Source organism: Pseudoduganella sp. HUAS MS19, assembly GCF_053615455.1.
This window is the reverse complement of record NZ_CM132133.1, coordinates 3,803,654-3,818,274: the sequence shown is the minus strand read 5'-3', so window position 1 is coordinate 3,818,274 and position 14,621 is coordinate 3,803,654. Positions and strand designations below refer to the sequence as shown.

The following is a 14,621-nucleotide window of genomic DNA, read 5'->3' as shown; positions in this document are numbered from 1 at the left end:
GAATACTCATCGGGGCCTGGAAGCGAATAGTCCGAACTCGGCGAGGTCGGTAAAGGCGGTGTCGCCGTTATTGGCCGTGATGTTGAGCCGATAGTAGCGATAGGAGCCGGGTCTCGGGAGCAGGTAGTTCTTCGGCGCGAAGCGTCGGGAGAACAGCTGATTATTCTGCGCGTCGAGTGTTTGCCAGGTCAAGCCGTCGTTGGAACCCAGGAGTTCCCAGCTTTTCGGATCGCGCGGAATCTTATCGTTGGAACTGATGACGCTGTAGCGCTGGACTGTCTCCTTGTGTCCGAGGTCATACTGCAACCAGCCCTGCACACCCTTGAAGAACCATTGCGTCGCCGAATTGCGGTCAAAGGCGCGCTTGGCGTTGGCTGCATCGTTCGCGCTGTCGTTGGCAGTGCCACCGGTGGCGACATTGACCAGCGCTTGTTCCGGTGTGGTTTCGGCTTCAGGGGAATTGGCGCTCATGCCGGCGGAATTCGCCGCGCTAACGGTGTAGTAGTAGGTCTTGCCATTGATCACCGAGCGGTCCGTGTAACTGCCGCCCCTGACATCCGACGCGATGGCTGCGTATGGACCGCCCTTGGATGTGGCGCGCTTGACGACGTAGCGCGTGGCGCCGAACGAGCGCTGCCAGCGCAGCGGAACGGCGCCATCGCCTGGCGCGGCAAGCAGTGCTGCCGGGGCTGCCGGGATCAAGGCCGGTGCCTTGCCGTCTCCTCCCGTGATCTGGACGTTGCTGAAGACCGAGCGGTTTGCTGTGCCGTTGGCGGTCGAAGCAACAAGCAGACCCACATAGATCGTGTTCGGAAGAGGGCCGTCGATGCGGCCGACGTCCGTTGCAGCCCAGTTGGTGCCATCGGGAGACAGGTAGCCGGTAATGACGTTGCCAATGCGTTCGAGCTTCAGCCAATACGAGGCCGCAGTGTTCGCAATAGGCAGAACTTTGTTCGCGTAATAGCTGCCGCCATACACGGTGAGATTCCGCATATTCTGCTCGGCTGCGACGCGATTGGCGACGGCCATCCACGCACGCGGGGCGCCTTGGTCAAGGCTTGTGCGTATCATCACGCCCGCCTTGGCAGACGGACCGGTATCCTGGATGGATTCAACCTTGGCGACGATGGCGCCATCGCCGACGAGTGCCTTGTAGGCAAAGTGGCAGCTGTCGTTTGTGCCCCAGATCTCGCTCCCGGCGCCCGTCACGGTCCACTTTCCGTCGGCGTAACTGGCGCTGCCGGCTGGGGTCGCGCCGCCGATATCAATGCCGCTCAACCCTGCTGTGAGCGAGGCGGTGGATGGTATGGTGAGCTGTGGCGCGGGCGCCGCGAGGGAGGCGTCGGCCTCCTTCACAAACATGAAGCTATTGCCGTCCACCGGCATCCAGAGACGCCTTTGTGCGATAAAGGGAGCCTGCACGCCCTTGCGCAAAACGTAGGCGGCATGGATCTGGTTGAGCACTACGTTCCCGCCCCCGCCGCCGTCCCATCCGCGGTTGGTGACGTCAGCCGTGTAATAGGCATCGGTGGTGCCAAACGGGAGTGCAGCGGTTGGCTCGAGCTCGTTCACCCGTGCGAAATATTCACCGGCCGCCAAGAGGCGGTCGTCCAGATCGGAGTAGATGTCGATGCCTTGCTTCCAGAGCGCCTCGGCGAGCATGGTCAGCGATTTGAGCTGCCCATGGAAGTGGCCCTGGTCCCGCAGGGAGTCGCCGAGCATGCCGATATCGTTGGAATTGCGCAGTCCGATGTGGGCCAGTGTGCGAACCTGGTAAACGACCTTGTCCAGCGCTTCGGCATCGTCGTTGAAGATAGCCATCAAACCGAGGGCAACCAGCGCCAATGCTCCCTTGTTGGCTGCGCCGAACTGATGTTCGCCATAGGGGTTCGATGCTGGCATCAGGACGTTCTTGAAGTACTTCTTCACTGTAGCAGTGTCGTCTTCCGTCCATCCCGACCATGTGCCGCGCAGGATATCGGCGCCGCCCACGAACATGTAGGCATAGTCGCCCAGGTCGAGCATGGACTCGCGGCCGGAAAATTCGAGCTGGGTTGTGGCCCAGGCCATGAGGATCTCGCGCGCCTTCTTTGCGTACTCCTGATTGCCGGTGAAATGCCACATGCGCGAGAGATTCCAGACCGCCATCATGTCGCTGCGCCATGCCCAGAGATTTTCATCGGGCGCGCGACTGACTTTTGCGTAAGGCCCCAGCATGGCATAAGTAAGCCTGGAGCGGCCTTCGTTTGCCAGCAGGTCGTAGGCGGATTTCCATGGTTCCCGGCCCTGATCGACGTAGGACTTAAGTGTGTTGAGGTCCGAGCGGGTGAGCGGGGCGCCAGGGTGGTTGAAAATGCGGGCAACCGTGCCACCGGCGTCGGGTGTGCCAGTGTCCGGACTGGCGCCAGTTCCGTTTGGAGCTGGTGTATTGCTGGTGTTGTCTGGTGCAGCCGTATTGCCGCTGCCTTCGAAGCTGCCGCCACAGCCCACAGTGAGGCTCCCTGCGATGACGGACAGGGCGATCGCCCGCATACTAGTTTTCATGCCAACCTTCCAAGGAGTTGAGTTTCTTTGAGATAATTGTCAGGGCGGCCGCGAAGTGGCCAGAGCATGTCACTCACATAGAATGGCAGCCGGCCCATCGGCATCGTGACATGGCCTTAGCGGGGTTCGCCGACGATCACACCGCCCCGGCTTGCGCCGATATAGACTCGGCCAAAGACGCGCATGTCGCCAGTGACATAATTGACGCCGCCCCACTGGTGTTGGTCGTCATTGATCCTGGTCCAAGTCGCTCCCGCGTCGAGTGACTGGTATATGCCCAACACGTTGTTGATCTTGGCCGAAACGTACACTGCAGGGTAGGTCTTGCCGGCGCCGGCCATGCCAAAGCCAACCCCGTAGGCCGATTGCACGTTGGCGATCTTCGCTGGCGCAGCACCGGCGCCGTTGATGTGCCAGAGGCCGTTCGGCGTCGCCAGCCACAGGTCGCGGCGTACCGAGCCAGGGACAGACGCCAGTTGGTGATGCGATGACCAGGAAGGCAGGACGTCGAGCCCGGTATAGATCGGTGCAAAGCTTTGGCCACTGTTGGCGCTTTCCAGGATCGTGCCGGCTGAGAAGTCGTAGGTGTAGAAATAGCCGTTCGCGACCTTGTCCGCGACTGGGTTGAAGAAGGCGCCCGATTGCACAGCGCCCGTTACCGGATAGCCGGTCGCGGCGGTCCAGCTGGCGCCGCCATTGGTCGAATAGAGAGCAGACATTCCGCCCGGCACCCAAAGCAGGGCGGTTCCGGCAGCGGATACCGCAACACGGCCGGCATCGTGGCCGACGATGCTGGCAGCCTGCCGCCAGCTGACGCCATTGTCGGATGAAAGCATGAGCGCATTGCTGCTGGTGCGTGCCACCACGCTGGTGTTCAGGTCCGCTACATCGACACTGTAGTTGGTGCTATTCGGGGCGCTGAAATAGCCGCTGATGCTATTGAAGTCCGTGTCGTAACGTGCGCCGGCCACGTCGCCCAGCGCGGTGAACAAGTGCGCCCCGGTGCTGGGGGAAACCAGCGGCGCCGTGAGCACGGTTTCCTCGATGCCGCTGACATTGAAGCGCCAGGCCACGCTTGCGCTGCGCAGGTTATTGCTCTCCCACAGGCCGTAGCCGGTGTTGTACATGATGTTATCGGAGTTGAACGGATCAATGTCGATGTCGCTGATCCAGTGCCCCATCTTGCCCGCCAGCGAACCGCCGTAATACGCGGTCAACCATGGATTGCCGGGCGCTGTGCGCGTGCTGATGGCCTTTAGCCCGGTCCAGGTCGCGCCACCGTCGGTCGATTTGTACAGGTCGTCACCAGTGGACCAGCGGTCGATTGTCGATACGACGATTGTGTCGGGATTGCGGGAATCGACAGCCAGGCCGCCGTAACCGAATGGCAAGCTGCCGCTCGGCGTGGCCGGCGTAATGTTGTTCCAGATTGTGCTTGCCGTCGTCAGGCTGTAGACGGCACCTGCGGTGATGTTATTGGGGCCCAGGCCATTAGCGTAAGTCAACACCAGGCGACCTTTGCCGTCCAGCGCCCCTTGCACTGGCATCAGTCCAGCCGGGCCGCCCGGCACCGGCGCCCAGGTCGTGCCGCCATCGCTTGAACGGTAAAGCGTTTCGCCGTTTGTCGCTGCCACGCCAATGTACAAGGTTTTGGTGGCGGTGCCGACGCTGCTGCTGGACTTGTCAAACAGGACGAAAGTGGTGCCGGCGGAGGTCGGGAAGCCCGGTACCTGCGACCAGCTGACGCCGCCATCGCTTGATTTGTACAAGCCGTTTTCGTTAGTGCCGAGGAACAGGATAGAACCTTTGTTGGGGTCCACCTGCAGGCGCTCGCCGGTGCCGCGGCCGTCCGAATTGCCGCCCAGGCGGATTGGCAGTTCGGTACGCGCCCAGCTAGCGCCCTGGTCGCTGGAGCGCAGGATGGCGGCATTGCGTCCCCACGTTGGCAGGTACATGCCGGCCGCCACATACAGCTTTTGCGGATCGTTAGGATCGACTGCCAGGGATAGACTGCCTGCCAACTGGTTATCGTCGCGGTTCAGGTCGTCATTGAGCGGTTCCCATGCCAGGCTGCCGGGATTGCGGCGGTAGACGCCGCCGACGTCGGTCCGGATGTACGCCAGTCCCGGTACCGAAGGATGATAAACGATACCGGTGATATAGCCGCCCGCGCCGAACAGCGCCGTCGACCAGGCATAGGTCTTTGGCGCGGCTGGCGTCGCCGCATTTCCCGCCGGTGGCGGGACGGTAGCCGCATCCGTCGGCGGGACCACGTTTCCGCTGGACGGTGGCGCCATCTGGTTGGATGGCGTTGTCGTAGTAGCGGCAGGGTTGCCTGCTGATCTGCCTCCACAGGCAGTCAGCAAGAGCGGCAGCAAAAAAAGGCTCAGGAAAGCAGGATGTACTGGTTTGTTCATTGTTGTGTTGCTGGCAATGTTAAGGCCGGTATCTTGCTTGTAGTATTGCTTTTGGGCAATTACGAAAAATGCCAAGGGCTTTTATGATTTTGCTGAGCGGGCGGGCGCTCGTGAAACGCAAGGGGCGTGGCAGGACTCACGCGACCGAATGGTGGCAGCGTTGCGCCGACATTTGCAGAACTGCGGCAGGCACGATGCTTGCGCCGGTTGCCAACGCGGTTGCATTGGCTCGCTTATGTGGACAGGTCTGCCGGGCTTGTGGCCGGCTCCTCTCTGATCTGAAGGGGCGGGGCGTATGCGAGCATTCCTGCCTTCAGCTCGTAGGCTGCGCCTTGCCAGGGCAGCGCGCAGCGTCAGCTGCGCACTCCGCGGGGTGAGCGAACAATAGTTACTTTGCGCACAGGAAAAATGCGCCCGGCGCAGTATCGTTCATTCATCAACCGGGCAAACGCAACTTTTCGCGTTGCCATTTGAGGGAGGAACTCCGGATGACGCATATCAAAGACAGGCGGAGCGCATTCAACCAGGCGATGACGGTGGAAAAGGGAATCTGGATGGCCTCGCATGAAGGTATCGGCACCGCGATCGAATATTTGCATGAGCACGGCGTCGCTGACGGCGTTGCTTGATGCGTGCTGGCAGAGCCCGAATTTCAGCGCAACAGCGGTGAGCGGAGGAAGGGGCCGCGTTGTTGAAAATGAGCAGCGGAGCTCCGCGGCTGTGAACTCCGCTTCGAGCCCAAAGCCGCGTTTTCCTGTCATGCGCGCGGGATCCATTCACCTAGAACTTGTACTGCAGGTTGGCGAACATTGAGCGGCCGCGCGGATCGCCGTAGGTTGGGTCCCAGGTCACCTCGAAGTAGCGCGACTGGTTGGTGAATGGCGGCGGCGTATCGAACACATTGATCACGCCGGCGCGCAGCTTAAGGTTCTTGCTGAAGGCATAGCTGCCCGTCAGGTCCCACAGCGAATAGGCTTTGACGTCGCGGTCGTTCCAGCCCGGATCAGCCAGGCCCGCGATGTTCTGATCGCGATAGCTGGAGAAGAAGGTGTGGCCCAGGCTTACGTTGAACGGGCCTTGGTCCCAGTCGATATTGAGCTTGTGGCGCCAGCGCTGCACGGCCTTGTCGTCGCGGAATACGCCCAGGCCATTCGTCATGGGCGAATGTGGATCGGACTGGAACTTGTACCTGGTGATCAGCGTGCCGTTCAGGTTGGCGCTGAAGCGGCCCAGCGAATTGGCATCGCCGTGCCAGTTCAGCGCGATATCGAAACCGGAAGTGTTCAGCTTGCCCCGGTTTTCTTTCTTGAACTGCAGGAAGGAGACAAAACCATCTTCGTCACGCACCACGATCTCCGGATCGTTGTAGTAGATCGGGTTGTCGAACACGGTCTGCTCGCCGATCTCCGAGATGATGTCGGTTTTACGAATGATCCAGTAGTCGAGACTGCCATCCCAGTTTTTATTAGGCTGCAATACAAGGCCAGCCGAGAACTGCTTTGATTTTTCTGGTTTCAGTTGAGGGTTGCCATAACGGTCCAGATCGAACTGGGCGATTTCACCGGAGACCGGGTCATTGACGAAGCTGGCCGTGGTACCGGAACGCACCGGCAGGAACAGTTCGGCGATCGAAGGTGCGCGAAAGCCGGTACCATAGGAAGCGCGGCCCAGTACCTCCTTGTTCGGGCGGTAGCTGACAGCGAGCTTCGGATTGGTGGTCGTCAGTTTCGGCGTGGTGACATTGGTCAGCGGATCGTGCACGCCCTTGTAGCGGTCGTGGCGGATGGCGAACTGGACTTCCCATTCCTTACTGAACGGTGCATTGAGCTCCGCGTAGATGCCGGCGATGTCGCGCGAGTTCGAGGAATCGGCCAGTAATTCGTCGGAGCTGGCACGGTCACCTTGCACATCGTTGCTGCGCAGCGCTTCCGTGGAGCTGAACTCGGTTTTCTCGCGCCGCAGTTCGGCGCCTACTGCCAGCATGGCATCGCCCCCCGCCAGGGCCATCATCTTGCGGGTCAGCTTGCCGTCCACGCTGTCGCTGGTGCCTTTTGAAATACGCGCTGCGCCATGGATCTTGATCGAGTCCATGAACTGGCGGCCCGAGTCGTTCGTGGCCGGGAGAAACGGATTGTACTGGCCACTGGCAATACCGGCGAGCAGCCTGGTGCGCGAAACCCAGCCATCGATATCCAGATCGGTGGCCTTGTTGACGCTGTGGTTGTAGGCGGTATCGTATTCCCAGTCGCCGGCCTTGCCGTTTGCGCCCAGCACGAAGCGCGCCGCCTTGCTGGTCACTTCAGACGTACGGCGGCCCGCGTCCGACAGGCGGAAGCGGAAATTGACCGGGGTCGTGATGCCGGTCTGGGCTTGCAGGCTGCCTGGCAGGAAAATGCCGGTACTGGTACCATTGATGGCACCCGAAGTTGCGGGCGAGGCGGCATAGCTGGTCCTGGCCTTGCTCAACAGGATTTCCGCAAAAACCTGATGGTCTTCCGCCACCTGGAAAGTGGCGCGGCCGATAAAGCTTTGCTTCCTGGATTCCGGATAGACTTCCGAGTCACCCATGTAGTTGAAGGAGCAGCCTTCCGTCCCCCCCGGGCCGAGCGGGCGCACCACGTTCGGGCTGCCGTTCACGCAGGAGTCCTTGCCGAAGTTGATGCGCCGGCCCGGCGATGGCGCCCATGTGCCGCCGGGGCCGGAGCCTTTCAGGTAGCCCGATTGGTTCAGGGTCGCCAGCTGGGCGGAAGTCAGGTCGACGTTGGCTGGGAAAGCGTAGCTCGAAAGCTGGGGAGACAGGCGGTCGGGCAGGCTGTACTCCTGCATGAACTTGCGCTGCGAGCTGGCCAGGCGGGCGGTTTCCTGCACATCCAGTGCGCCGAACACGTTGTAGCGGTCGGTGCTCAGTGCGCCAAAGCCGCCGGACAGGGAGGCCGACTTTTTGCCGCCGCCACCTTCGTCCGTGGCCAGCGCATACACGCCGGCATCGCCCCCCTGATAATCCTTGCGGGTAATGAAGTTGATCACGCCGCCCATGGCATCGGTACCATAGATCGCCGATGCACCATCCTTGAGGACTTCCACACGCTGGATGGCGCCGGCGGGGATGTTGTTCAGGTCGACGCCGGAATTGTCGCCAGGGCTGGCGAAGTTGGCCATGCGACGGCCGTTCAGCAGCACCAGCGTGCTTGAGACACCCAGGCCGCGCAGGTTGGCGCCATTAAAACCGCGCTGGCCACCCATGACGTCGCTGACGCTGGTGCCGTCGGTCAGGCCGCCCACGTTGGAGGAGATCTTTTGCAGCAGTTCGGCAGCCGTGGTCACGCCGGTCTTTTCGATATCTTCCCTCTTGATGACTTCGACTGGCAGGGCTGCTTCGCCTTCAATGCGCTTGATACTGGAGCCGGTGATCTCCACGCGCGGCATGGTTTGCGCGTAAGCATTCAGGCTCATGCTGCCAAGCGCGAGCAATACAGCATGGGTGCAGTGGGAGCGGCGGAATGCCGACGCCTTGTGCGTGCCAGGTATCTTCATGCGATCAGTCCTCTAAAGTTTATATTGATATGCAAGCGACATGCTTGCGCCGATCCGGTTTGATTATGGATCAGTTTCAGTCTGTGCAACGTTTCGGCTTGCGCGCGCAGTTAGGCGGCAAGGAAGGGGCGGGCGCATGCCACTTAGCGCCGGTGCTTGCTGAAGAAATTTACTATCATGTGACTAGCGTCTGGACCTGCTTGTGCATTGAAGCGTTCCGAAGGGTCGCCGCCGCTCCATTCATGGCCAAGTTCGTTAATGCGCACCACGCGCACGACCGGTTTACCGCCAACCAGATAGTCGTGAATTTCATGCGCATTCTTCCGGCCGCCGCGGCCAGCTGGCTTGCGCGTCACACACTGATTGGCCGCATCGGGAAAGATGCCGTTGATGCTGAGCCATTGCTGCGTGAGCTGTTCCTGGTTCACCGGGTGCACCGCCTTGTCGGCATCTCCGTGGATCAGGATGGCCGGGATCGACGGGAAGCGAACCGTTGCTGCGAGCGGCGCCCGTGCTGCGTGAAGATCCACCATCTGGTCGATGGCAACTTGCAGCGTTCTTGCCGAACCATGCCGCATCACACGCAGTCCGTCGAGGGCACTGCGGGCGGCTCCGAAGATGGGCGCGGAATGCAGGCCGACCGCGGCGAACAAATCGGGGCGGTTCAGGGCCAGTATGGCGGCCATTCCCGCACCCGCCGAAATGCCGCAAACGTAGATGCGGCGACGGTTTACCAGGTGTTCCGCGCAGACCAGTTCTATCAGCCCCACCAGGGCCGCGGCCTCACCGCCTCCATGCTGCACAGGAGGGGCGTACCATCGCCAGCAACGGTGAGGATGCGCGCGTAGCGGCTGCTGGGGATAGAGCACGGCGTATCCTTTGCTTTCAGCTAAACGGTTCATGCCGGTGCCTTTGGCGAACTGCGTGGCGCTTTGGTGGCAGCCGTGCAGCATCACGATCAGGGGCCAGCCCTGCCGCACTACCGTATTGGGCATGTGATCGGGACGGTAAAGCCAGTAGTGCATGCGCAGGCGTTGGCCACCATGTGGTTCCGGGGAGTAGGGGAACTGGCCGGTAGTCCACTTGCCAGGCGGCGGGGAGGCATTCGGCCCATCGGGTTGGCGGACGTCGGGTGCCTTGCGTGTCCGTGGCGGCGCCTTCCTGCCTGGTCGGGTGGGACGTTTAGTCGAACCGGGCAGTGCTGCGGCGATGAGCCTCGAACTTAGCCGCTGCTGTGCTTTGCCGGCCCGCACCATGCTGCGCAGCAATCGCGATATGGAACCCGCCTTCGCCATAAGGAACTCCGCAAGAATTGGGGATGCACAGCGGAATGCTACCTTGGGGCGGCCGTTCACGAAGTTCGGTAAGCCACGCAATCGCACTGCACCACGTAAAATGGCGGGTTCCTTAGCTGAATTTACCCCCCATGCGGATATTGCATCTTATTCGGAATGGCCTCATTCTGTTTCTGTTGATTTCGCCGCTGCACTCCGGCGCAGCCACGGCAGGTTTTAGTCCGATCAATCTGCACCAAAGGAGCTGGACCGCCAAGGACGGCGCGCCTTCCTCGATTATCGGCATTGCTCAAACACCCGATAGGTGGATGTGGGTCGCGTCATTGGGCGGTTTGTACCGCTTTGATGGCAACGAGTTCGAACGCTTCACTACGGGAAGCGGCGCGCGCCCGAGAAGCGACATCTGGGGAATCAGGGTCCTGGAGAACGGCGACCTATGGATTGGGTACCGTTTTGGCGGAGCAAGCGTTTTGCGCAATGGACGCCTGCAAAGCTTTGGCGCAGCCGAGGGGTTCAGCGGAACAAGTGTCCTGGACTTTGCGCAGGATACACGTGGCCGCGTATGGGCATCCACGGCGCGCGGCTTCCGCGTTTTCGACGGGGAGCATTGGATTACTGCGGATGAAAGCGTTTCAGGCCGCACCGGTTCATGTTTCCTGGCCAAGGACTTCGGTGGCACCATTTGGGCTCGATGTGAAACGGGCGTGTACGCGCTGGCGAAGGGCGCTGATGCGTTTGGCGCAAGGATTCGTCATCTGAGCTTCGGCCGTTTGGCGCTGGCTCCCGACGGAACGCTTTGGGCGACCGGAGGCTCGGCAAATGAACTGATCCCGCTGGCCGGGCCCGGTAAGGACAAGCCAGTTCCGGAATGGCCGCGCCCAAGAGGTGGCAATGGTCCCATGCTCTTTGAACGCGACGGAAAGCATGTCTGGTCTTCTCAGCCTGTTGGCGTAATCCGTCACGGGCCAGCCGAAAAAGGCGTACCGTTTGGCGTGGCGAATGGTCTGAGTGGAAGTCTGGCCAACTGTTTTTATCAGGATGACGAAGGAAATATCTGGGTTGGCACTGAAAACGGCCTGGATCGCTTCAGGAGCACTGCATTGTCAGGAGTGGCCTTGCCGCCGGCCTATTGGGATGCGGAAGCTATTGCTCCAGGAGAGGACGGGGCCCTGTGGGTTGGCGGCGTGGAGGTGAAGTCGCCCGATATTCGCACATTGGGCGCACTTCCGACCCAGAATTCGGCGACAGCGGTGAGTGTCGTCTACAAGGATGGCGCAGATGTCTGGACGGGTGGACGCGATGGCATCTGGCACTACGCTGCTGGTATCCGGACGCGCGTTCCTCTGCCCGATTACGTTAGCGTGATGCAGTTCCATGCAATTGCCCGGGATACGGAGGGCGGATTGTGGGTTTCGGTTCGTGGGGCCGGCGTCATACGTTTGAAGGATGGTGCCTGGCAGCGGGGCGGCGGATTTCGGGAACTGGAAACGTATGCGAGTTCGATTTCGCGCGATCGTCATGGAAGGATGTGGTTCGGATACCCGAATAATGGCATCCGCCTGCTCGACAAAAACACTGTTCGATCGTATGGTCCGGAAGACGGGCTGGCACTTGGATCGACCCTGCAGATTCTTGGCGATGGAAAGCGTATGTGGGTTGGCGGCTCGGACGGCTTCTATTATTTCGACGGCAGCAGATTCCACCGGCTTGTCGGCGAAGGGGATGATCACTTCCTCGGAGTGTCGGGAATCGTTGACTACGACGGATCGCTTTGGCTCAATGGAGCGGCAGGTATTACCGTCATTGCCAAGGCTGAGCTGGAACATGCCGGGTCGGACGTGAATCGACGCATAAGATTCAGGCGCGTCAACCATCTTGATGGCTTGCGCGGTGCCGCAACGAACTCGTTCCCGGTACCGACCGCGGTCGCCGGCGCCGATGGCAAGCTGTGGTTTTCCACTGCTGCGGGCATTTTCTGGCTGGATGCCAAAAGGCCGATGACAAACAAGACCCCGCCCGAAGTTCATGTCCGGGCTATTAACGTGGACGGCGCTACCTTCAAGTGGTCGAAGGATACGGTGCCCCCGATCCCGCCTAACCCGGGCCGGTTGCGCATCGACTATACAGCCCTCAGCTTCAGCATGCCGGAGCGGGTGCGATTCCAGTATCGCATAGAGGGAATCGACCGTGACTGGCAGGAAGGTGCGGCCGCCCACAGTGCGACCTACACCGGGCTCGCTCCAGGGAAGTATCGGTTTCGCCTGCGAGCAGCCAACAATGATGGCGTCTGGAGTGAGTCCGATGCAATAGCCGACTTCGAGGTACCCCCTGCCTATTACCAAACCATCTGGTTTCGTACCTTAGGCGTGTGCCTGCTGGCGCTGGCCATGTGGGGGATATACAAGCTTCGTGTTACGTATGTGGCGCGGCGTGCGGTCGAGGGTTACGCAATTCAGGCGGCTGAAAGGGCGCGCATTGCGCGCGACCTGCATGACACTTTACTGCAAAGCGTGCATGTGCTCTCCCTGCGGCTGGCGAAGGTGCTGGATCGGCTGCCAGCGGAGAGCTACGGGCGGGATGAAATTGAACGCTCGTTGTGCCTGGTTGAGGCAGCGTTGCAGGAAGGGCAGGATAAGTTGCATGGATTGCGGCGCGGGCCGGCATCAGACCTGTTAAGCGAGGTAAGCAGCTCCTTTGTGGCCGAGTACCCGTTGTTGCCGTTGGAGTTGTCATGTACGGGGGAGGTGAAAGAATTGCAGCCTGCGGTGCGCGAAGAGCTCCGGGCTGTAGCCTTCGAAGCGCTTCGCAATGCGGCCCGGCATTCGGGCGCGTCACAGCTTCGTTTTGGCCTGGACTACGACAACCACAACCACGAATTTCGAATGTCGATCATCGACAATGGCAAGGGCCTGCCAGATGAAGTTGCGGTGGCTGGGTTCAGCAATGGCCGCTGGGGCCTGGTTGGCATGCGTGAACGGATCGATCAGCTTGGTGCGCAAATGATCGTTGAGAGCATGCCCGGCGAGGGAACGACAATCAGGATCTCGGTAGCCGCGACCAGGGCATACGCAGGCTGATCCGGGCTGCGCTTGCGCAGGCCCCGCTCGGGACCGGAGACCGTCAATCCGCTGGGAAAAGCGACTTCAGGTAGCCGTCGTGGGTATCCGTCGGCTTTCGATGCTCAATCTGGTTTCTGCCGAGCGTGTAAGGCTGTATCCCTGCATTATGCGAGGTAAGCTTTTCCTCATGCCGTGTTACCGGATCCCTGCTGTCGTGACGCGTCAGCTCCTGCTTCATTGTGTTGGCAAAGTATTGCCTTGCCTCGGGGCTCAGTCCCGATTCGCCTGACTTCAGGCGCTGTACAATCACGCCGATCGCGCTTTTGTAATCACTTTGAGCCTCTTCGCTCATCTGGCCCGTAATTGCGCCGTTCTTCATTTTCCCCGCATCTTCCAGAATCATTTTGAACAGCTTGTCGGTAGCCTCGGCATCGGTCATCGTGGGTGAATTTTCTCGATCCAGCTCTTTTCGTAGATCATCCAATGACCGGTGTGATTTCGATGTCAGGTTAAGTTTGATCTGCACGGCTGCCAGGATGCCTTCCGTTGTCAGAAGCTCCGAGTTGCGAAGGCTGTAGAAATTCCCCATGCTCTTTGCGCCAGTAGTCATGCCAAGGTCGCTGGTTTTCACGGCATCCAGTTGTGGCCGTGCTTCGACCCGGCTGATTCCGACCTGTCCCTGGCCCAGATATTCGCTGAGGCTATAGACATTCGTTCTCGGAAGGATCTGGGCATCTTCATTAACCCCTGACTGATGGCCCAGATAGCAGGTGCTCTTATATCGGTCGGTCAGCGCAAACATGGCCGCTCTTTGCTGGTTGCGGTCCAGTCCACTGTCTACCATATCGTTAAAAAAGTGCACCTTGACGCCTTTTGATTGGGCATACTCACCCCACCTCTTTTGTTCCTGCTCGTCAAATTTACTGCCGACAAAGCTGATGTCCAGCTTGTCCTTTCCGTCGACCGACTCCTGGGCCTTATAGATCTCATCAATCAAGCCGCGCATGACAGCATCGTCCGGCGTGGTGTGGCGATACTCCCGGGGGTTCCATTCTTGCTGGGCTGTACGCTTGTTGATATTAACCACAATGAGCTTGGATTCCGGTATCCGGTCCTGTGCGGCAAAGTCGTCGGAGGACATTTTCTGCGCGAGATAGGCCCTTATCTCAGGTTCCGAGGCGATCTTCTGCTTGAACATCTCGTGCGCTTTTTGGCGGACTTCAGGATTCGACATGACACTGTCGTACTGCTGGTAGTGCTTTCTCCTCTCCTCGCTCACGGATGATTTGTATTTCGTGACATCCTGCAGGGTGCCAAAAATGTAGTCGCGGCCTTCCTGGAATTTGTCTCCCAGCGAATCGAGATGCTGCTTTATAACATCGAGATTTCGGTTAAACGCCTCTTGCTCGGATCCTGGGCGCGGGTTCTTGAAATATTCGAACACCGTGAGAGGGCGATCCTTCTCGTCAAGGAAGGCGGTGTATTTGTATGCGTTCATATCGCCCCGCGCGCTAGGGGGGAATTGAACTACAGGCCGTCCGGAGTTCGCCAGTTCGTTCTCGAATTGTTCGACCTTCTCTTTGGTGCTGGCGAATTCAGACTCCTGGACTGATGCCCTCATAAGGCTTTGCTGAAAGCTTGCCCGACCCGCATTGGGGTGGTTGGCATGACCGGGAGTGCTATTCGGCGGAACCACAGTCGCCGCCGGCTCCGCTCGTGACGATGTTGACGCTGAATGCGTTGGAAAGACGGGCGCGGTCGTTACAGGGCCA

General features: G+C 60.1%; 7 protein-coding genes. 2 read left to right on the top strand and 5 right to left on the bottom strand.

Translation table 11 applies throughout. The features are described 5' to 3' along the window. Positions 1–6: 6 nt before the first annotated feature. A complete protein-coding gene (locus ACWBU6_RS17215; RefSeq protein WP_452644639.1) occupies positions 7–2,544 on the bottom strand; it encodes a discoidin domain-containing protein in 2,538 nt (845 codons plus the stop codon). Between the two features lie 116 nt (positions 2,545–2,660). Then, positions 2,661–4,961 (bottom strand): hypothetical protein, encoded by a 2,301-nt coding sequence (locus tag ACWBU6_RS17210; protein WP_452644638.1) that lies wholly within the window; start codon positions 4,959–4,961, stop codon positions 2,661–2,663. A 488-nt stretch (positions 4,962–5,449) separates the two neighbouring features. Between ACWBU6_RS17210 and ACWBU6_RS17205 the strand changes: the two genes are divergently transcribed. Beyond that, positions 5,450–5,590, top strand: a complete 141-nt coding sequence (locus ACWBU6_RS17205) for a hypothetical protein (protein WP_452644637.1) — start codon at positions 5,450–5,452, stop codon at positions 5,588–5,590. Positions 5,591–5,741: 151 nt separating this feature from the next. Here ACWBU6_RS17205 and ACWBU6_RS17200 read toward each other — a convergent pair whose 3' ends face one another. Next, a complete protein-coding gene (locus ACWBU6_RS17200; protein ID WP_452644636.1) occupies positions 5,742–8,495 on the bottom strand; it encodes a TonB-dependent receptor in 2,754 nt (917 codons plus the stop codon). Positions 8,496–8,638: 143 nt separating this feature from the next. Next, entirely contained in the window at positions 8,639–9,520 is an 882-nt protein-coding gene (locus ACWBU6_RS17195) for an extracellular catalytic domain type 1 short-chain-length polyhydroxyalkanoate depolymerase (protein WP_452644635.1), read from the bottom strand. Positions 9,521–9,921: 401 nt separating this feature from the next. Here ACWBU6_RS17195 and ACWBU6_RS17190 point away from each other — a divergent pair, with 401 nt between their 5' ends. Next, on the top strand, positions 9,922–12,867 hold the full coding sequence (locus tag ACWBU6_RS17190; RefSeq protein WP_452644634.1) for a sensor histidine kinase: 2,946 nt from the start codon (positions 9,922–9,924) through the stop codon (positions 12,865–12,867). A 43-nt stretch (positions 12,868–12,910) separates the two neighbouring features. On the opposite strand, the gene ACWBU6_RS17185 is transcribed toward ACWBU6_RS17190, so the two are convergent. Then, positions 12,911–14,470: a hypothetical protein gene (locus ACWBU6_RS17185; protein WP_452644633.1), complete on the bottom strand. Its 1,560-nt coding sequence runs from the start codon at positions 14,468–14,470 to the stop codon at positions 12,911–12,913. Between the last annotated feature and the right edge of the window lie 151 nt (positions 14,471–14,621).

Coding starts and splice junctions, on each gene's coding strand:
- ACWBU6_RS17200 (WP_452644636.1), bottom strand. CDS start 8,495: ATGAAGATACCTGGCACGCACAAGGCGTCGGCATTCCGCCGCTCCCAC.
- ACWBU6_RS17215 (WP_452644639.1), bottom strand. CDS start 2,544: ATGAAAACTAGTATGCGGGCGATCGCCCTGTCCGTCATCGCAGGGAGC.
- ACWBU6_RS17195 (WP_452644635.1), bottom strand. CDS start 9,520: ATGCACTACTGGCTTTACCGTCCCGATCACATGCCCAATACGGTAGTG.
- ACWBU6_RS17210 (WP_452644638.1), bottom strand. CDS start 4,961: ATGAACAAACCAGTACATCCTGCTTTCCTGAGCCTTTTTTTGCTGCCG.
- ACWBU6_RS17205 (WP_452644637.1), top strand. CDS start 5,450: ATGACGCATATCAAAGACAGGCGGAGCGCATTCAACCAGGCGATGACG.
- ACWBU6_RS17185 (WP_452644633.1), bottom strand. CDS start 14,470: ATGAGGGCATCAGTCCAGGAGTCTGAATTCGCCAGCACCAAAGAGAAG.
- ACWBU6_RS17190 (WP_452644634.1), top strand. CDS start 9,922: ATGCGGATATTGCATCTTATTCGGAATGGCCTCATTCTGTTTCTGTTG.